The 17,815-nt window shown below is 65.9% G+C and carries 16 protein-coding genes; 8 read left to right on the plus strand and 8 right to left on the minus strand.

All coding sequences use genetic code 11. The annotated features are described in order from the left end of the window. Positions 1 to 116: 116 nt before the first annotated feature. Entirely contained in the window at positions 117 to 920 is an 804-nt protein-coding gene (gene dkgB, locus IAG39_RS01295; RefSeq protein ID WP_118932303.1) for a 2,5-didehydrogluconate reductase DkgB, read from the minus strand. A 122-nt stretch (positions 921 to 1,042) separates the two neighbouring features. Here dkgB and IAG39_RS01300 point away from each other — a divergent pair, with 122 nt between their 5' ends. Beyond that, positions 1,043 to 1,942: a LysR substrate-binding domain-containing protein gene (locus tag IAG39_RS01300; RefSeq protein WP_059376982.1), complete on the plus strand. Its 900-nt coding sequence runs from the start codon at positions 1,043 to 1,045 to the stop codon at positions 1,940 to 1,942. 19 nt (positions 1,943 to 1,961) lie between these two features. Here IAG39_RS01300 and IAG39_RS01305 read toward each other — a convergent pair whose 3' ends face one another. Continuing rightward, on the minus strand, positions 1,962 to 2,906 hold the full coding sequence (locus tag IAG39_RS01305) for an ornithine cyclodeaminase family protein (protein WP_118932304.1): 945 nt from the start codon (positions 2,904 to 2,906) through the stop codon (positions 1,962 to 1,964). 414 nt (positions 2,907 to 3,320) lie between these two features. On the opposite strand from IAG39_RS01305, the gene IAG39_RS01310 reads away from it, so the two are divergent. The 5 genes from IAG39_RS01310 (at position 3,321) to IAG39_RS01330 (ending at position 10,084) form a co-directional block, all read left to right on the plus strand. After that, positions 3,321 to 4,259, plus strand: coding sequence for an ABC transporter permease (locus IAG39_RS01310; RefSeq protein ID WP_059376986.1), 939 nt, complete (start codon positions 3,321 to 3,323; stop codon positions 4,257 to 4,259). Further along, positions 4,256 to 5,161: an ABC transporter permease gene (locus IAG39_RS01315; RefSeq protein WP_059376989.1), complete on the plus strand. Its 906-nt coding sequence runs from the start codon at positions 4,256 to 4,258 to the stop codon at positions 5,159 to 5,161. Before IAG39_RS01310 ends, IAG39_RS01315 begins: the two co-directional genes overlap by 4 nt. Before the next feature lie 51 nt (positions 5,162 to 5,212). Further along, positions 5,213 to 6,790, plus strand: a complete 1,578-nt coding sequence (locus tag IAG39_RS01320; protein WP_118932306.1) for an ABC transporter substrate-binding protein — start codon at positions 5,213 to 5,215, stop codon at positions 6,788 to 6,790. A gap of 66 nt (positions 6,791 to 6,856) precedes the next feature. Further along, complete coding sequence (locus tag IAG39_RS01325) at positions 6,857 to 8,311, plus strand: amidohydrolase family protein (RefSeq protein ID WP_118932307.1); 1,455 nt, start codon at positions 6,857 to 6,859, stop codon at positions 8,309 to 8,311. A 12-nt stretch (positions 8,312 to 8,323) separates the two neighbouring features. Next, the gene (locus IAG39_RS01330; protein WP_118932308.1) at positions 8,324 to 10,084 is read left to right on the plus strand and encodes an ABC transporter ATP-binding protein; all 1,761 of its coding nucleotides are present in this window, start codon (positions 8,324 to 8,326) and stop codon (positions 10,082 to 10,084) included. Between the two features lie 5 nt (positions 10,085 to 10,089). Here IAG39_RS01330 and IAG39_RS01335 read toward each other — a convergent pair whose 3' ends face one another. Beyond that, the gene (locus IAG39_RS01335) at positions 10,090 to 10,749 is read right to left on the minus strand and encodes an aspartate/glutamate racemase family protein (protein WP_118932309.1); all 660 of its coding nucleotides are present in this window, start codon (positions 10,747 to 10,749) and stop codon (positions 10,090 to 10,092) included. Positions 10,750 to 10,826: 77 nt separating this feature from the next. Here IAG39_RS01335 and IAG39_RS01340 point away from each other — a divergent pair, with 77 nt between their 5' ends. Continuing rightward, complete coding sequence (locus IAG39_RS01340) at positions 10,827 to 11,783, plus strand: LysR family transcriptional regulator (RefSeq protein WP_118932310.1); 957 nt, start codon at positions 10,827 to 10,829, stop codon at positions 11,781 to 11,783. On the opposite strand, the gene IAG39_RS01345 is transcribed toward IAG39_RS01340, so the two are convergent. From IAG39_RS01345 to IAG39_RS01355, 3 genes are all read right to left on the minus strand, one after another. After that, complete coding sequence (locus IAG39_RS01345; protein WP_187523969.1) at positions 11,780 to 12,712, minus strand: N-carbamoyl-D-amino-acid hydrolase; 933 nt, start codon at positions 12,710 to 12,712, stop codon at positions 11,780 to 11,782. The two genes, IAG39_RS01340 and IAG39_RS01345, sit on opposite strands and share 4 nt — an antisense overlap. Positions 12,713 to 12,795: 83 nt before the next feature. After that, a complete protein-coding gene (gene hydA, locus IAG39_RS01350) occupies positions 12,796 to 14,265 on the minus strand; it encodes a dihydropyrimidinase (RefSeq protein ID WP_118932311.1) in 1,470 nt (489 codons plus the stop codon). Between the two features lie 266 nt (positions 14,266 to 14,531). Beyond that, the gene (locus IAG39_RS01355; protein ID WP_059377005.1) at positions 14,532 to 14,957 is read right to left on the minus strand and encodes an Lrp/AsnC family transcriptional regulator; all 426 of its coding nucleotides are present in this window, start codon (positions 14,955 to 14,957) and stop codon (positions 14,532 to 14,534) included. A gap of 124 nt (positions 14,958 to 15,081) precedes the next feature. Between IAG39_RS01355 and IAG39_RS01360 the strand changes: the two genes are divergently transcribed. Beyond that, a complete protein-coding gene (locus tag IAG39_RS01360; protein ID WP_118932312.1) occupies positions 15,082 to 16,122 on the plus strand; it encodes an ornithine cyclodeaminase in 1,041 nt (346 codons plus the stop codon). Positions 16,123 to 16,219: 97 nt separating this feature from the next. Here the strand turns inward: IAG39_RS01360 and IAG39_RS01365 are convergent, their stop codons facing one another. Further along, entirely contained in the window at positions 16,220 to 16,432 is a 213-nt protein-coding gene (locus IAG39_RS01365; RefSeq protein ID WP_059377009.1) for a DUF1059 domain-containing protein, read from the minus strand. Positions 16,433 to 16,650: 218 nt separating this feature from the next. Next, a complete protein-coding gene (locus IAG39_RS01370; RefSeq protein ID WP_118932313.1) occupies positions 16,651 to 17,760 on the minus strand; it encodes a YcjF family protein in 1,110 nt (369 codons plus the stop codon). Positions 17,761 to 17,815: the final 55 nt, after the last annotated feature.

The raw sequence follows: 17,815 nt of genomic DNA on the forward strand, positions 1-17,815 counted from the left end.
ACGACAGCAAAGATTGCGCCCGTAGCTGCGATATATAGGCGCGCCTACTCTGCTTCGCTAGTATCCGAAAGTACTAATCCGTGAATTTGCAATGGTGCGTTTTCACTATGTACGGCCTAATCCCACTGCGCCGCCAGGCCCTCGGGACTGACTTCGCGCCCATTGCGCTCCAGCGCCGCGATCCGCGCCATGTCCTCGTCCGTCAGCCGCAGGTCCTGGGCGAGCAGGTTGCTGGCCAGGTTCTCGCGCTTGGTCGACGATGGAATGACGGCATAGCCCAGTTGCAGCGCCCAGGCCAGCGCGACCTGCGCGGGTGTCGCGTCATGCCGCTGGGCGATCAGGCCGATGACCGGATCCTTCAGCACCTTGCCATAGGCCAGCGTCATGTACGACGTGACCGGAATGTCCTGTTCCTGCAGGAAGGCGGCGAGCTTGCGGTTCTGCAGGTAGGGGCTGAGTTCGATCTGGTTGGTGGCGATCTGCTCGCGGCCCACCGCGGCGATGGCGGCACGGGTTTCGGCGATGGGGAAGTTGGAGATGCCGATCTGGCGGGTCAGGCCTTGCGTCTTGGCCTCGGCCAGCGCGGTCATGAATTCGTCGATGGCGACGCCGTTGCCGGGCGCGGGCCAATGGATCAGGGTCAGGTCCGCGTAGTCGCTGCGCAGCTTGGCCAGGCTGTCCTTCAGGCTGGGGATGAGCTTGTCGCGGGCGTAGTTGGGAACCCAGATCTTGGTCGTGACGAACAGCGCTTCGCGCGGCACGCCGGATTCGGCGATGGCCTGGCCGACTTCGGCTTCGTTTTCGTAGATTTGCGCGGTGTCGATGGCGCGGTAGCCAAGATCCAGCGCGTTGCGCACGGAATCGATGACGGCCTGGCCCTGCAGGCGGAAGGTGCCGACGCCGAAGGCGGGAATGCTCATGGGTAACTCCTGATGGGTTCGCGGATCCGGGCGCAGATGCCCGGGAATGCCTGCAGTGTGCCTGGCGGATACTTGCGGAAAAAGTCCGGTATTCACGAAAGACTTTTGATATAAATGCAAGAATGAAGACGACCCTCGATGAAATGCAGGTCTTTATCGCCATTGTGGACAGCGGTTCCATCACCGCTGCCGCAGACGTGCTTGGACAGACCGTTTCCGCCGCCAGCCGGACCATGAGCCGGCTGGAAGAGAAGCTGCAGACCACGCTGATGCGCCGCACCACGCGGCGGCTGGAGCTGACCGAGGAAGGCCGGGCCTACCTGGAGCAGGCGCGCAAGATCGTGGCCGCGGTGGAGGAAAGCGAGGAGCTGATGAGCCTGCGCCGCAACCAGCCGGCCGGTCGCTTGCGGGTGGATGCGGCCTCGCCCTTCATGCTGCACGTGATCGCGCCGCTGGTGCCGGGCTATCGCAAGCGCTATCCGCAGGTGGAACTGGAGCTCAACAGCAACGAGGGCAACATCGACCTGCTGGAGCGCCGCACCGACCTGGCCATCCGCATCGGACGCCTGAAGGATTCATCGTTGCATGCGGTGCCGCTGGGCCACAGCCGCGTGCGCGTGCTGGCCAGTCCCGGTTATCTGGGCGTGCATGGCACGCCCAGGCGCGTGGCCGATCTGGCTTCGCACATTTTGCTGGGCTTCAGCCAGCTGGAAGCGCTGAACGAATGGCCCTTGCTGGAGGCCGACGGCCAGGCCCTGCACATCAAGCCGCACGTGCGCGCGTTCAGCGGCGAAACCTTGCGGCAACTGGCCCTGAACGACGGCGGCGTCGTCTGCCTGTCCGATTTCATGACGCGTGGCGACCGCGCCAGCGGCGCCTTGCAGCAGCTGCTGGTGAAGCAGACGCAGGACGTGCGCCAGCCGATCAACGCGGTGTACTACCGCAACACCGCGATCTCTTCGCGCATCAAATCCTTCATCGACTACATGGTCCAGGCGCTGGGCCCGCGCGGCTTCGAATAGCGGCGCGGGCGCTGCGGGCTCAGGCGCGTTCGCCGCTGACCGATTCGTACACCAGCGTCGCCAGCGTCAGGTCCTCCAGCGCGCTGCCCACGGCCTTGAACACGGTGATTTCCTGATCGTCGCGGCGGCCCGGCAGTTCACCGGCGGCCAGTTGGTGCAGGTCGCCGCGGATATCCTCGCGCTTGAGCGCGCCGGCTTCGAAGGCGGCCAGCAGGTCGCCGGACTTGGTGGGCGCCTCGCTGGTGTCCACGTAGACCGAGGTGCCGTCGAAGCAGGCCGCGTCGGTTTCGCGCATTTCGGGCTTGAAGCTGCCGATCAGGTCCAGGTGCACGCCGGGGCGCAGCCAGGCGCCGTGAATCAGCGGCACGGTGGACAGGGTGGCGCAGCTGATGATGTCGGCCTGGCGCGCGGCGCTTTCCAGGTCGGCGGCGGCTGCCGCATCGAAGCCCTGCGCGCGCAACTCGCGGGCCAGTTTCTCGGCGCCGGCCGCACGCACGTTCCACACCAGCACGCGCTGGATCGGGCGCACCGTGCGCATGGCCTGCGCCACCAGGCCGGCGATGCGGCCGGAGCCCACGATGAGCAGCGTGCTGGCGTCGGCGCGCGCCAGATAGTCCGCGCCCAGCGCGGCCGCGCCCGCCGTGCGGTACACGGTGACGATGTCGCCGTCCACCTGGGCTATCGGGACGCCGGTGGTGGCGCTGTACAGGTTGTAGGTGGCGTGCAGGCCGGGCAGGCCCTGGTGGGTGTTCTCGGGGAAGATGTTGATGATCTTCACGCCGAAATAGCCGCGGTCGCTCCAGGCGGGCATGATCAGCGAGGTGCCGTGCGCATTGCCCGACTGGATGGCGTGGACATGCCGCGGCGGCACGGTGGCGCTGCCGCGGAAGGCCTCCCGCAGGGCGGGAATGACGGCGTCGAAGGACAGGGCGTCGCGGGTTTGTTCGGTGTCGATGAAGCGCATGATTAGGTGCCTGCGGCGGGGCGGTCTGTCGTAGGGAGCAGGGGCAGTCTAGCAGCGCCGCGTCGGTGGCGCGCCGCAAGGGCGGCGGCGGGCCTCGCCGCTGGCTATCAATCTTTGCGCAGGCGTCATAACACCCCGTTATCGCATGCCTGCGCCCCTTGCTTTTTCTGTTCCATAAATTCCTTTTGAATCAATGATTTGATTGGAACTTACCGAGCCGCCGCAAAATCCCTGCATAGTGGATTTCCCTGGGTCCACGGGGGCAAATCCCGCTGGCATGCTTCGACCACCGTTAGCGCCTGGGCGCGCAAAGAGAGGTCGTTTCATGTCGAGTTCAGTTCATCCCGCCACAGGACGGCCCGTGCTGGCCCGGGCTGTCCGCGGGCAAATTTCCGCCGCCGGAGCGCGCGTCGCATGATCCGGCAACTGCTCAACCGCCTCACCATCTCTCTGCCCGTCCTGCTGGGCGTGGTGGTGGTGTGCTTCGTCCTCCTGCAAGTGGCGCCGGCCGATCCCGCCGCCGTCATCGCCGGGCCTACGGCAACCACGGAAGAGCTGGCGCAGGTACGCCAGGAACTGGGCCTGGACAAGCCGATGGCCTACCAATTGTCCATGTACATGTGGCGCCTGCTGCATCTGGACCTGGGGCGGTCGATGATTTCCAACGTGCCGGTGATCGACGAGATCGGCGCCACGATAGGCGCGACGGCGGAGCTGATGCTGGCCAGCGTGGTCTGGTCGGTCCCGCTGGCCATCCTGCTGGGCACGCTGGCCGCCTACCGGCGCGGCAAGCTCATCGACCGGTTCGTGATGACGCTGTCGGTCGTCGGCGTGTCGCTGCCGGTGTTCTGGGTCGGATTGCTGCTGGTGCAGCACGTGGGGGGCGCGGGCCTGTTGCCCTATATCGGCCGCAATGGCCCCTTGTGGACGCTGGCCGGGCTGCAGTCCATCGCCCTGCCCGCCTTGACCCTGGGTTCGGTGCTGATCGGACCGGTGGCGCGCATCACTCGCACCGCCGTGATCGAAACGCTCAGCGGCGACTACGTGCGCACGGCCCGGGCCAAAGGCGCCGGCGAGCGCCGCGTGGTGCTGCGCCACGCGCTGCGCAACGCGCTCCTGCCCATCGTCACGCTGGTGGGCCTGCAAGTCGGCAACCTGCTGGGCGGCGCTGTCGTGACCGAACAGATCTATTCCTGGCCGGGCGTCGGCCGCATGGCCGTGGGCGCGATCTTTGCCGGCGATTTCCCGTTGGCCCAGGGCGCGATCCTGGTGACGGCGCTGGGCTTCATCGTCATCAACCTGATCGTGGATCTGCTCTACGGCTACCTGGATCCGCGAGGACAAAAATCATGAGCGCAGGCGCGACTTCTTCGTTGGGCGGCGTGCCGCCTCAGGCCATGGCCGCGCCGCTGGCGCGCCTCGCATCGCGCTTGCGACGCGACCCCATCCTGCTGCTGTCGCTGCTGGCGGTGATCGCGATTGTGCTGACGGCGGTGTTCGCGCCCTGGCTGGCGCCGCACGACCCCTATTCCACCAACATGTCCATCGCCCGCAAGGCGCCGGGCTGGACCTCGCCCGAGGGCGTGGCCTATCTGCTGGGCACCGACGTGCAGGGCCGGGACATCCTGTCGCGCATCATCTACGGCATACGCGCCACGTTGATGCTGAGCGTACTGGCGGTCATCGGCGGGTCGGGAATCGGCGCGGCGCTCGGCATCCTGGCGGCCTATTACCGTCCGCTGGAAGGCGTGATCATGCGCGTGGTGGACGTGCTGCTGTCGTTTCCCGCGATCCTGTTCGGGCTCAGCCTGTCGGCGCTGATGGGGCCTGGAACGCTGAGCATGGTGCTTGCCCTGGGCATATCCGCCATCCCTGGCATGGCGCGAATCGCCCGCGGTTCGGCCATGGTGGTGATGAAACAGGAATACATGGAAGCCGGCCACGCGATGGGCTTCGGCAACTTCTACCTGATCACGCGCTATCTGCTGCCGAATTGTTCGTCGATGCTGATGATCTACGCCACCTTGCAGCTAGGCCACACCATCCTGCTGGGATCGGTGCTGTCGTTCCTGGGCCTGGGGCCGCAGCCGCCTTTCGCCGAACTGGGCAGCATGGCCGCCGACGGACGCAAGTTCCTGCAGGTGTTCCCGCATATCTCCACCATTCCGACGATGACGATCTTCTTCATCGTGCTGGCCTTCAACCTGCTGGGCGACAGCCTGCGCGATGCGCTCGATCCCAAGCTGCGGTTCTGAACCGCGGCGCGCTTGACCACACATCAGACCAACTTCGGGGAAACCACAACCATGACGATCACCAAGGGCCTGGCCCTCGCGCCGCTGGCGTTGACCTTTCTGTTGTCCGTGCAGACGCCCGCGCTGGCGCAGTCCGACAAGACTGTCCTGATCCTGCGCGAGCTGGATACCGACAAATACGACCCGCACCGCACCACCGCGCGCGGCGCTGCCGAGGTGCTGTTCATGGCTGCCGACACGATGGTGGGCCTGGACTACGACATGAAGACGCCGGTGCCGGCGTTGGCCAAGAGCTGGACCGTATCGTCCGACGGCCTGACCTACACCTTCAGCCTGCGCGACAACGTGACGTTCTGCAGCGGCAAGAAGATGACGGCCAAGGACGTGGTGGCGAGCTACGAGCGCTGGCTGAATCCGGAAACCAAGGGATTGGAGCGCTGGCGCGCGGGTCCGGTGGACAGCATCACGGCGCCCGACGACTACACCGTGGTCTACAAGCTGAAGAAGCCCTACAACGAGCTGCTGCAGCAGATGGCGCACTACATGCATTCCGTCATCAATATCGATCAGGTCAAGGCCCTGGGCCAGGACTATGGCGTGAAGGCCTTCGACGGCACCGGCCCCTATTGCTTCCAGAGCTGGACGCCGCGCAACGAGGTCGTGCTGACCAGGCATGCCGGATACGACTGGGGGCCAACGATCTACAAGGATCCCACGCCCAAGGTCGACCGGATCGTCTGGAAGATTGTGCCGGAGGAAAGCACCCGCCTGACGGCGCTGCAAAGCGGCCAGGCGGACCTGTCGCGCTACCTGCCGCAGTGGTCGATCAAGGACCTCAAGGCCGACAAGCGTCTCTTCGTGAGCAAGGCTGACCCGTTCTACTGGACCTTCTTCCTGGGTTTCAAGATCGACAAGCCCATGCTGGCGGACGTGAACGTGCGCCGCGCGATCAACCTGTCCGTCAACCGCCAGGCCTTGACCGAGGCCATCACCTTCGGCGAGGCGGCGCCCGCCACCAGCATGCTGGCCACCAAGACACCGGCGGGCAAGAACGAGGCCTACCGCTATGACCCGGCCGCCGCCAAAAAGCTGCTGGACGAGGCCGGCTGGAAAATGCAGTCCGACGGCTACCGCTACAAGGACGGCCAGAAGCTCTCGCTGCTGCATTACGGGATCACGGGCTACTGGAAGGACATCATGGAAGCCGTGCAGGGCGACATGAAGAAAGTCGGCGTGGACCTGCGCGTGCAGCTGTTCGACTCGACCTCGGCCTGGGGCAAGCTGGCCACGCAGGAGTTCGACGAGTTCAGCATGAGCTTTGGCTACATGAGCACGGGCGAGGCCCTCAACAGCTATTTCCTGTCGGCCAGCATCCCGACGCCGAACCGCATGAACTGGAAGGATGCCGATACCGACAAGTGGCTGGAGGAAGGCGGCCAGGCGCTGGACCCGAAGGAGGGCGACGCGATCCTGTCCAAGGCGTTGACCAAGATTTCGGACGGGGTCGCCTGGATTCCGCTGTACCACGACTCGCTCTACCTGGTGGGCGGACCGCGCATGAAGCCGATGCAGGCGCACGGCATCTTCGGCGCGGCGGCCTACAAGGGCCTGGACATCGCCTTCAAGTAAGCGCGATGGCGGCGCGGCCGGTCCGCGCCGCCGTTTCATCATTCATCACGTCGCTGAGAGCCTTCCGTGAGCGCAAGCAATCAATCCCGTATCACTCATTTCAAGAACCTGTCCACGCTGGTGGCGTGGGACGCCGAACTGGGCTCGCACGTCTATATCGAAAACGCCGATCTGGTGATGCGCGGCAACACCATCATCCACGCAGGCTCCGGCTACGCGGGTCCGGCCGATGAGGTGGTGTCCGGCAGCGGCCTGATGGCGATGCCGGGGCTGGTCAACGTCCACACCCATCCCTCCTCCGAGCCTGGAAACCGCGGCCTGCTGGAAGAACTGGGCAGCGATAAGCTGGGCCAAAGCTCGCTGTACGAATACATGCCTGTGTTCCGCATGGGCATAGAGACTGCGCCATATGCCAATCAGGTGGCGGTGTCGGAGATGTTGCTGAGCGGAGTGACAACCTTCGTCGACATGTCCCTGCCGCGTCCGGGCTGGGCCGACGTGGTGGCGGCCACCGGCATCCGCGGCGTACTGGGACCCATGTTCCGGTCCGCCGCATGGCGCACCACGGACGGCCATTCGGTCGAATACACCTGGGACGAGGACGGGGCGGAAAAATCGTTCGAGGCGGCGCTGGCCGTGGCGGACAGCGCCATCAATCATCCCAGCGGACGCCTGAGCGCCATGCTGTGCCCCTCGCAAGTCGATACCTGCTCGCCCGGCCTGCTGAAGCAGGCGCAGCAAGCCGCCCGCCGCCTGGGCGTGCCGATGCAGATACACGCCGCGCAGAGCGTGGTGGAATTTTCAGAGATGACGCGCCGGCATGGCCGCACGCCCATCGAATGGCTGGACGACCAGGGCCTGCTGAACAGCGACCTGATCATCGGACATGGCATTTTCCTGAACGATCACCGCACGCTCTATTGGCCCCATGCCGACGACTTCGGCCTGTTGCAGCGTTCCGGCGCCCACGTGGCGCATTGTCCGACCGTGTTCGTGCGACGCGGCATTGCGCTGAGTTTCCTGGGCCGCTACCTGCGCGCCGGCATCAACGTGGGCATCGGCACCGATACCTTCCCGCACAACATGCTGGATGAAATGCGGCTGGCCTGCTATGTGGCGCGGCTGCAGGCGGGAAACTTCCGCGCAGCGTCCACGCAAGAAGTCTTCAATGCCGCCACGGTCAATGGCGCCAGGATGCTGGGGCGCGACGATATCGGCCGGCTGGCCGTGGGCGCCAAGGCAGACTTTTCCCTGGTCGACCTGTCGCATCCATACATGCGCCCGTGCCGCGAGCCGCTGCGCAGCCTGATCTACTCGGCCGGGGACCGGGCCATACGCGATGTCTATGTCGACGGCGAACAGCTGGTGCGCAATGGCGAGCTCTTGACCATCGATATCGAAAACGCGATGCAGCAGGTGGAGCGCGCCCAGGCGCAGACGATCGCGACCGTGGCGCAGCGTGACTATGCCGGCCGCAGCATCGACGATATGTCGCCGCGCGTTTTCCCCAGCCGCGCTTAACGGAGAGCCTGGATGAGCGAGACACTACTGGCGGTCGAAGGCCTGAGCGTGGAGTTCGGTCCTCGCGGCCAGCCCTACCGCGCCGTGAAATCGCTGGACTTCACCATAGGCCGAGGCGAGACCGTGGCCCTGGTGGGAGAGTCCGGTTCCGGAAAATCGGTCACGGCGCTGTCCATCCTGCGCCTCATCGAGCGCGCCGGCGGCCGCATCGCGGCGGGGGCGGCCCGCTTCGTGCCACGCGACGGACGCGAAGTCGACCTGTTCAAACTGGAAGAGTCGGCCTTGCGGCGGGTACGCGGCAATGAGATATCGATGGTGTTCCAGGAGCCCATGACGTCATTGAACCCGGTGATGACGGTGGGCGATCAACTGGCCGAGGTGTATCTGCTGCATCAGGACATCTCGCGCGCGCAGGCCTGGAAGCAGGCCGAAGCCATGCTGGCCGCGGTCAAGATGTCCGAACCCGAGCGCCGCATGACTCAGTATCCGGGCGACCTGTCCGGCGGCATGCGCCAGCGCGTGATGATCGCCATGGCGCTGGCCTGCCGGCCGCAGCTGCTGATCGCGGACGAGCCGACGACTGCGCTGGACGTGACGGTGCAGGCCGAGATCATCGACCTGATCCGCGACCTGCAGCGCGAGGTGGGCATGGCGGTGCTATTCATCACCCACGACATGGGCGTGGTGGCGGAGATCGCCGACCGCGTGGTGGTCATGCGGCACGGCGACAAGATCGAGGAAAACGAGACCGCCGCGCTGTTCGGCGCGCCGGGCCAGCCCTACACCCGTGACCTGTTGGCGTCCGTGCCCAAGCTGGGCGACGGCTCGCCCGGCGAAGCCGCGCTGCAGGGACGCCCGGTTGTGCTGGAGGTCGCGGGCCTGGCGAAGCGTTTCCCGGTGAAGGCGGGGGCGTTTGGCAAGGTGGTGGCGAACGTGCACGCGGTGGAAGGCGTGTCGTTTGCGCTGCGGGCCGGCGAGACGCTGGCACTGGTGGGCGAATCCGGCTCCGGAAAATCGACCACCGGCCGCCTGCTGATGAAGCTGGTACAGCCCAGCGAAGGGGCGATCCGGCTGGCCGGCCAGGACGTGACTCACATGAAACCGGACCAGATGCGCGAGATGCGGCGGCATATCCAGATGATCTTCCAGGATCCATATGCCTCCCTGAACCCGCGTCTGCATGCCTGGGACCTGGTCAGCGAACCCCTCAAGGTGCACGGCGGGCTCAGCCGCGAGCAGCGCCGCGAGCGTGCCGCTCAGCTGCTGGAACGGGTCAACCTGCCGCGGGAATTCCTCGACCGCTACGCGCACCAGTTCTCGGGCGGCCAGCGCCAGCGCCTGTGCATTGCGCGCGCCTTGAGCGTGAGCCCGAAGGTCATCGTGGCCGATGAGCCGGTGTCGGCGCTGGACGTGTCGGTGCAGGCGCGCGTGATCGAGTTGATGAAGGAACTGCAGGCGGAGATGGACCTGTCCTACCTGTTCATCTCGCACGATATGGCGGTGGTGGAGAAAGTCAGCCACCGCGTGGCGGTGATGTATCTGGGACAGATCGTGGAGATCGGTCCGACGCAGGAAGTGCTGCATCGTCCCCGGCACCCGTACACGCAACGGTTGCTGTCGGCGGTGCCGATTCCCGATCCCGCCCGCCGCCACCTGCGCGCGGCAAGCACCGCGCGCGATATTCCCAGCCCGATCCGCAAGGTCGGCGACAACCCGCAGGTCTGCGAACTGGTGCAGGTGGCCGCGGGGCACTACGTCCAGATGGCGGCCTAGGAAACTCAGGCGCGGCTGAAAAGCCGCCCTGCCGCCATGGCGACGGCGGCCTGCGTGGGTTCCACCACGGGCAGGCCGCAAGCCTCTTCCAATCTGTCGCGCAGGTCGGCCATGCCGGCGCATCCCATGATCAGCACGTCGGCGCCGTGGTCGTCGCGCAGCGTCCGGCCCACCGCCGTCATGCGCTCGAAGGCGCTTTCCGGATCCGCCAGGTCGCTGACTTTCATGTCCAGCGCCAGTTCGCCGCAGATGCGGTCGGCGACGCCCATGGCGCGGAAGTAGCGCAGGTGCCGCGCAACGGCGGCGCTGGCGATGGCGATCACGCCGATGCGCGTAGCCATGCTCATGGCCGTCAGCACGGAACACTCGCCGATGCCCAGCACGGGGACCGGGACCAGGTCCCGCAATCCGTGCAGGCCGGGATCGCTGAAGCAGGCCACGATGAAGGCGTCGGTGGCGGCGGCCTCCTGCCGGAACAGTTGCGCCATCGGCGCGATGCTGGCGTCGGCCTCTGCCTGGGTCTGGATGCCGGCGGGGCCGCCGGTCGATGTCAGGAAGCGGAAATCCAGCGGCAGGCCCTGGAACGGCGCCGTCGCGCGTGCGATGGCTTCCGTGACCTTGACCAGGCAGTTCGGGTTTACGAGGGTGATGCGGGCGTTGGACACGATTGAGTAGAATCCCTGCGAAAGAGGCGGTAAGGCGCGGTGCGCGCGTGGTTCAGGTCTGGAGGAAATAAAGCAGCATGTCGGAGTTACCTGGAAAGGTCCGGTCCGGGCCGTTGAACCTGCGGCAGATCGAGGTATTCCACGCCATCATGATCACGGGTTCGCTCAGCGCGGCGGGCCGGCTGCTGCACGTGACGCAGCCCGCCATCAGCCGGGTGCTGGCATCGATAGAGCTGCGTCTGGGCTACGCCTTGTTCGAGCGGTTCAAGGGGCGCCTGCATCCCACCAAGGAGGCGCGCAAGCTCTTCCAGGAGGTTGAATCGATTCAGGCCGGGGTCAGCCGCCTGAACGACATGGCCGCCGGCATGGCGGGCCATGGCGCGGGACTGGTCAGCGTGGTGTCCAGCCCCAGCTTCGGCGAATGGCTGATCCCTGCCGCTACCGCGAAATTCTGCGCGCGCAATCCGGGCGTGCGCATCCGCTACCGGCCGCTGGGCATGGACGCGCTGCTGCCCCAGGTGCTGCTGGGACATGCGGATATCGCCATTTCCACGTTCAAGCCCGGGCATCCCAACCTGATTACCAGTGAACTGGCGCAGGGCGAGATCGTCTGCGTGCTGCCGGCAGGCCACCGGCTGGCACGCGAAAGCGTCATCGAGCCGGCGATGCTGGCGGGCGAAATGCTGGTGGGCTATGGCCGCGACACGCCGTTGGGCGAGACCTTGCACGACTATCTGGATCCGCTGGGCCAGGGATTCACGCCGGCCATCGAGGTGCGTTCTTCGCAGACCGCGTGCTCCTTCGTGCGCCAGGGCGTCGGCATCGCCCTGGTGGATTCGTATGGACTGACGGACGCGCTGATGCAGGGCATCGTGGTGCGCCGGATCGAACCCGCGATCGCGCTCTCGGTGCACATTTCCCATTCCCGGATCGAACCTCCGCCGTCCATCGCCAAGGCGTTTCTGGCCCAGTTTTCCCAGATCGTCAAAAAAGAACTGCCTGCGATGACGCAGGCCATCGTCAACCGGGCTTAGACCACTTCCGGCACCGGCAGCGGATCGCCGGCGCCCGTGCGTTCGATGATCAGCCGGTAGTGATGCGGGCTGCGATGCTTGGCGAAGTTGAAGACGTGGTCGCGGAAGGTCTGGCCCATCGCCAGATCGATGTTTGCCGTGATCACTTCATCTTCTTCGCCGCTGGAACGCGCGACGATTTCGCCGGACGGCGCCACGATCATGGAGCTGCCTATCATGTGATGGCCGTCTTCATGGCCGCACTTGCCGGCGGCGCCGACCCAGACCGCGTTCTGGTAGGCGCTGGCCTGCAGCACGATCTCATGCGTGGTGGTGCGCAGGTGCGCGGGTTCGTTCCAGTGGATGTTCAGCGATGGCGTGTTGTAGCCCAGTACGATCAGCTCGGCGCTTTGCAGCGACATGACGCGATAGGTTTCGGGCCAGCGGCGGTCGTTGCACAGGCACATGCCGATCTTGACGTCGTTGGTTTCCCAGACGCCGAAGCCCAGGTCGCCGACTTCAAAGAACTTCTTTTCCAGGTGTTGGAACGGCGCGCCGATCTTGTGGTCGGAGTGGCCCGGCAGGTGGATCTTGCGGTACTTGCCGATGATCCGGGCGCTGCGGTCCACCAGGATGGCGGTGTTGAACTGGCGGCCTTCGGGCGTCAGCTCGGCGTAGCCGAGATAAAAGCCAATGCCGAGCTCGCGCGCGGTGTCGAACAGCGGCTGCACGTCGGCGTTGGGCATGCTCTTCTCGAAGTACCGCTCGACGGCCTCGGCGTCGTCCATCCAGTAGCGCGGGAAGAACGTGGTCAGCGCCAGTTCGGGGAAGACGACGAACTCCGCCTTGCGGGCGGCGGCTTCGCGCATCATTTCGACCAGACGGCGGACTACCGCCGCGCGGGAATCGGCAAGGTTGACTGCGCCCATCTGGGCGACCGCCAGGCCCATCTTGCGGGCGGGAGTTGCGTTACTCACGATGTAGATCTCCAGGTATTGCTTGTCGTTGTGGATTGCGTGCCATGCGCCGTGGTCTACGGCTCGATCACGGTCGGAAAAATCTTGCGCAGCAGGGCCGCGCGCGGACTGACCTCGCGCGTTTTCTGCAGCGGGGCCGGCAGGCCGCGGGCGATGAACTGGCCGCGGCCGCGCTCGGCATTCAGCTGGCCTTCGTCGATGATGACGGCGCCGCGGCTGATTACCGTGACGGGCCATCCGGTGACCTGGCGGCCTTCGTACGGCGTGTAGCCCACGGCGTCGTGCAGGCCGGCGGCGCTCACCGTCACGGTCTTCTCGGGGTCCCAGATCGCGATGTCGGCGTCGGCGCCGACCGACAGCGTGCCTTTGCGCGGATACAGGCCGTACATGCGGGCATGGTTGGTCGAGGTGAGCGCCACGAACTGCTGCAGGCTGAGCCGGCCGCTGCGCACGCCTTCCGAAAACAGCAGTGGCATGCGCACTTCCAGCCCCGGCAGGCCGTTGGCGATCTGCTTGAACGTGGTGGCGTCGCCGGCGGGCAGCTTGCCGGATTCGTCATAGCGGTACGGCGCATGGTCGGAAGACAACAGCGCCAGCGTGCCGCTGTCCAGGCTCTGCCACAGCGCTTGCTGCGATACCGGGTCGCGCGGTGGCGGGCTGCAGCAGAACTTGGCGCCTTCGACGCCGGGGATGTCGATGTCTTCGGCGGTCAGCAGCAGGTAATGGGGGCAGGTTTCGCCATACACGGGCGCGCCCAGCGTTTGCGCCGCATGGATCGCCTGCGCGCCGCCCTGGGTCGACACGTGCACGATCAAGACCGGCACTTCCAGTACTGCAGCCAGCTTGATGGCGCGTTGTGTCGCTTCGGTTTCCGCGATGGGGTCATGACTGACGGCGTGGTACTTGGGCGCCGTGTGTCCGGCCGCGAGCAGGTGGCGCGTGATCCAGCTGATGACGTCGTTGTTTTCGGCGTGGACCATCGGCAGCGCGCCTTCGCGCGCCGCGATGGCGAACACGTCCAGCAGCTGTTTGTCATCCAGCTTGAGCTTGTCGTAGGTCATGAAGACCTTGAACGACGTGATGCCCGCGCGGATCAGCTCGGGCAGGTCGCGGTTCAGCGTTTCGGGTGTGGGGTCGGAGATGATCAGGTGGTAGCTGTAATCGATCACCGATTTTTCGGCGGCCGAGGCGGCATAGGCATCCGCCACCTGGCGCAACGATTGGCCGCGATGCTGCGCGGCGAACGGCACGATGGTGGTGTTGCCGCCATGGGCCGCGGAGATGGAGGCGCTGTGCCAATCGTCGGCGCACAGCACGCCCATGCTGGAAAGCTGTTCTACGTGGCAGTGGCTGTCGATGCCGCCAGGCATGACCAGCCTGCCGCTTGCGTCGATGGCGCGGCGGCCTGCTGGCAACGATGTCGATATCGCGGCGATGACGCCGTCCACGATGCCGATATCGCCGATGAAGTCGGCGTCGGCCGTCACGATGCGGCCGTTGTGCAGGGTCAGATCGAAGTCTGTCATGGGAATCCGAGCGCGGGGAAGGGCATGCCGCGGCGCGCGCGGCGGCGTGCCCGGCGGAAGACGCAAGCATGCATGCGTACCGGGAAATCGGAAACCACGCGGCAGGCCCGCGCGCCGCCGCGAGCGGCTCACCGGGATTTACGCTAAGGCCATGATTCGGCGGGCTATTTGACGGACAGGGAGAGGTTGCCCGCGCACGATGCATAACGCTGGATCATGGAGGCTATGCAAAGTTTTATATCGGGTTTCCCCGGGGCAATCCGCGCTCAGAGTGCCTTGAAGGTCTTGAGATGGATGCTGGTTTCCGTGGCGGAGATGCCCTTGAGCGTGCGCAGGCGGTCCAGCACTTCGGACAGCTGGTCGATGGTGGGCACGCGCAGCTCGGCCAGCAGGTCCCAGCGGCCGTTGGTGTCGTGCAGGCCCGCCACGCTGGGTTCGCCCATCAGCAGGCTCACGATCTTGCGGGTTTCATGGCCTTCGACGGCGATGCTCATCCAGGCGACGATGTCCTCGGTTTCCACCTCGGGCCGCAGGCGCACGGTATAGCCGCGGATGACGCCGCGCTCTTCCAGTTTGCGGATGCGGTTGTCGATGGTGCCGCGCGAGACATCGAGTTTTTTCGCCAAGGTGGCGACGGACATGCGGGCGTCGGCGCGCAGCAGGCCCAGCAGGTTCTGATCTAGCGTGTCCATTGTTAATAGTGCTATTTGGCGCTGGCAGAATGGCAGAATCTTAGCGTTTTGTGTGGATTATTGTCACTATTAATTGGTTTGCCCATCCCCCAGAATTTCTGTTCCATAACTCGGGGAGAACAAATTGACGACGCTGCTTTCAACTTCCGACGTGGCCAAGATCGTGGCCCTGCAAGGCCCGCAACAGGTCTTTTCCGGTCTGCTGGACTATCTGCTGTCGGACTTTCTTCGATGGCAGGAATTCGACAAGAGCGCGCGGGTGGCCAGCCATTCCGCGACCGGCGTGATCGAACTGATGCCCACCGCCGACAGCGAGTTCTACACCTTCAAGTACGTCAACGGCCATCCAGGCAATCCGCTGGACGGGCTGTCCACCGTGATGGCCTTCGGCGCGCTGGCGCGAGTCAGCACCGGGGAGCCGCTGCTGATCAGCGAGCTGACCTTGACCACCGCATTGCGCACGGCCGTGACCTCCGCCCTGGCGGCGCGCGCGTTGGCCCGGCCGGACTCGCGCAAGATGGCGCTGATCGGCAACGGCGCGCAAAGCGAGTTCCAGGCGCTGGCCTTCCATTACATCCTCGGCGTCGACACGCTGCACGTCTATGACGTGGACGCAGGCGCCACACGCAAGCTTGAAAGCAATCTGGCTTCAGTGCCCGGCTTGCGCGTGGTGCGCTTCGATAGTGCGGCAGAGGCGGTCAAGGGCACGGACATCGTCACCACGGTGACGGCGGACAAGGCCTATGCCACCATCCTGACCGGGGACATGGTCGAGCCGGGCATGCACATCAACGCCGTCGGCGGCGACTGCCCGGGCAAGACGGAACTGCACGAGGACGTGCTGCGCGCGGGACCGGTGTTCGTGGAATACGAGCCGCAGACGCGCATCGAAGGCGATCTGCAGCAGATGCCCGCGGACTTCGCGGTGACGGAACTGTGGCGGGTGTTGACCGGCCAGAGCGCCGGCCGCAGGAGCGCAGCGGACGTGACCATCTTCGATTCGGTGGGCTTTGCGCTGGAGGATTTTTCGGCGCTGCGCTGGCTGCGCGACGCCGCCGCTCGACACGGCATCGGCGCCCGCATCGAGGTGGCGCCGCAATTGCCGGATCCGAAGAACCTGTTCGAGGCGGTGCGCGCGGCGCAGCCCGCGCTCGCCCGGGCATAGCGCCGGCGGACGGCCGCGTCTTCGTGGCGCGGCCGTGTTTGCCGACGCTGGCGCGGCGGGCCGCGCCAGCGCTGATGCGATGGCGGCCGCGGCGCGCTCAGGCGCGCCGCGGGGTTTCAACCGGCGGCGTGCCGTCGTGGAACAGCGACTTCAGCTGCGAGCGCAGCTCGGGACTGTCGGCATGCTTGTGGACCGTGGTGGCGTGCTGCACGGCCGCTTCCAGCAGTTCCTTTTCGGAATCCGCGGCCAAGGCCACCGAACAATTCATTTCGCTGGGGTACTCGCGGCAATCGATGTATTTGCGAGTCATGAGAGTCTCCCTGTGCGCAGGCTGCGTGGGCCTGCGCAAGAACATCCGGCGCGCGGCGCGGGAAGTCCGGGCCGCTGGCGCGTCGCAGCGGCGGGGGCGGTTCGAAAAGTATAGATCTGGCGCCGCGGGCGCGGCGCGGTTCGCAAGGAACGGTCCGCGCCGGTGCGCAAAGAGATCCGTCCGCACTGGTGCGCAAACACCGTCGCGGACGCGGGCCGTCAGAAGCTGACGCGCTGCTTCAAGGCCTGGGCGATCATCGCGATGTCGATGTCCTTGCCCGGATGCTTCAGGCAGAAGTCGTACAGCACGGCCACGTAGGCATTGCCCAGCAGCTTGGTGATGGCGCCGGCGGTGGTGGCGGCGATGGTGCCGCCCACCGCGCTGCCCGCGCCGGGGATGAATTTCAGCAGCCCCGAGACCACCGAGCGCCCGATCAGCGTGGCGGCGGACGCGCCCAGCGTGGAGGTGACCAGCGTGGTGATGGCGGCGGTATTCAGTTCCATCCCGAAGGTGATGCCGATCTTGGCGATCATGCCGACCTGGATCGGCACCAGCGCGACGGCGTCGGAGAACGGGATGGGCGCGGCGGCAGCCGAGGCGGCCAGGCCGGCGGCCACGTTGACCTCTATCTCAGCCCGCTTTTTTTTTACTTCCAGGGCTTTCTTGTTGCGGGTGGACAGGGCGTTGGCATAGGCCCGCTGCTGCGCTTCGGGGATGTGCAGCGCCGTGGCCTCGATCAGGTTGTCCAGGCCCATGGGCGGCAGTTCCGCGTCCAGCTCCTCGATCCATTCAGGCAGCGCGCGCACCGCCACCACCTGTTTGGCGCGCGGCAGCAGCTTGCGCGCTTCGTCGACGAAGGGGCTGTTCTTGCGCGCCTTGGTCAGCACCGCCACGACGGGGATGCCGGCATCGGACAGCATGTTGCACAGCTCGATTTCGGCGTCTTCGACGCGGTGGCTGCTGTCCTGGATGCAGAGCCAGGCCACATGCAGATGCCGGTCCTGGTCGTCGGAGGCGGAGCGTTCCTGGATCAGGTCCGCCAGCTGCTGGCGCGAGCGCTCGTAGTCGCCGACCTCCAGGCCGCGCGTGTCGATGATGGTGAGCGGATGGCCGGCCCGGGTGAATTCCTGGGTCGACTGGGTGACGGGCTTGCCCGCGCCGGTCTTGGCCAGGTCGCCGCGGAATACGGCGTTGAGCAGCGTGCTCTTGCCCACGCCGGTCTTGCCCGCGACCAGGATATTCACACGCCCCGCGCCGCGCGTCGCGGTGCTGATGGCGTCCGCGATGGCGTCCTGCAACTGGGGCGTGTCCATGCGGGGCGTGCTCATGAGGTGTGTGCGTAGAAAGGCATGGGGAAGATTCTAGCGAGAAACGCGCGCCGCC

The organism is Achromobacter xylosoxidans (assembly GCF_014490035.1).
In the GTDB taxonomy this organism is placed as follows: domain Bacteria; phylum Pseudomonadota; class Gammaproteobacteria; order Burkholderiales; family Burkholderiaceae_B; genus Achromobacter; species Achromobacter bronchisepticus_A.

Bases quoted from the DNA above. Each gene is read 5' to 3' on its own strand.
- dkgB (WP_118932303.1), bottom strand. From the start codon at position 920: ATGAGCATTCCCGCCTTCGGCGTCGGCACCTTCCGCCTGCAGGGCCAG.
- IAG39_RS01370 (WP_118932313.1), bottom strand. From the start codon at position 17,760: ATGAGCACGCCCCGCATGGACACGCCCCAGTTGCAGGACGCCATCGCG.
- IAG39_RS01340 (WP_118932310.1), top strand. From the start codon at position 10,827: ATGTCGGAGTTACCTGGAAAGGTCCGGTCCGGGCCGTTGAACCTGCGG.
- IAG39_RS01315 (WP_059376989.1), top strand. From the start codon at position 4,256: ATGAGCGCAGGCGCGACTTCTTCGTTGGGCGGCGTGCCGCCTCAGGCC.
- IAG39_RS01355 (WP_059377005.1), bottom strand. From the start codon at position 14,957: ATGGACACGCTAGATCAGAACCTGCTGGGCCTGCTGCGCGCCGACGCC.
- IAG39_RS01305 (WP_118932304.1), bottom strand. From the start codon at position 2,906: ATGCGCTTCATCGACACCGAACAAACCCGCGACGCCCTGTCCTTCGAC.
- IAG39_RS01345 (WP_187523969.1), bottom strand. From the start codon at position 12,712: ATGGGCCTGGCGGTCGCCCAGATGGGCGCAGTCAACCTTGCCGATTCC.
- IAG39_RS01320 (WP_118932306.1), top strand. From the start codon at position 5,213: ATGACGATCACCAAGGGCCTGGCCCTCGCGCCGCTGGCGTTGACCTTT.
- IAG39_RS01330 (WP_118932308.1), top strand. From the start codon at position 8,324: ATGAGCGAGACACTACTGGCGGTCGAAGGCCTGAGCGTGGAGTTCGGT.
- IAG39_RS01300 (WP_059376982.1), top strand. From the start codon at position 1,043: ATGAAGACGACCCTCGATGAAATGCAGGTCTTTATCGCCATTGTGGAC.
- IAG39_RS01310 (WP_059376986.1), top strand. From the start codon at position 3,321: ATGATCCGGCAACTGCTCAACCGCCTCACCATCTCTCTGCCCGTCCTG.
- IAG39_RS01365 (WP_059377009.1), bottom strand. From the start codon at position 16,432: ATGACTCGCAAATACATCGATTGCCGCGAGTACCCCAGCGAAATGAAT.
- hydA (WP_118932311.1), bottom strand. From the start codon at position 14,265: ATGACAGACTTCGATCTGACCCTGCACAACGGCCGCATCGTGACGGCC.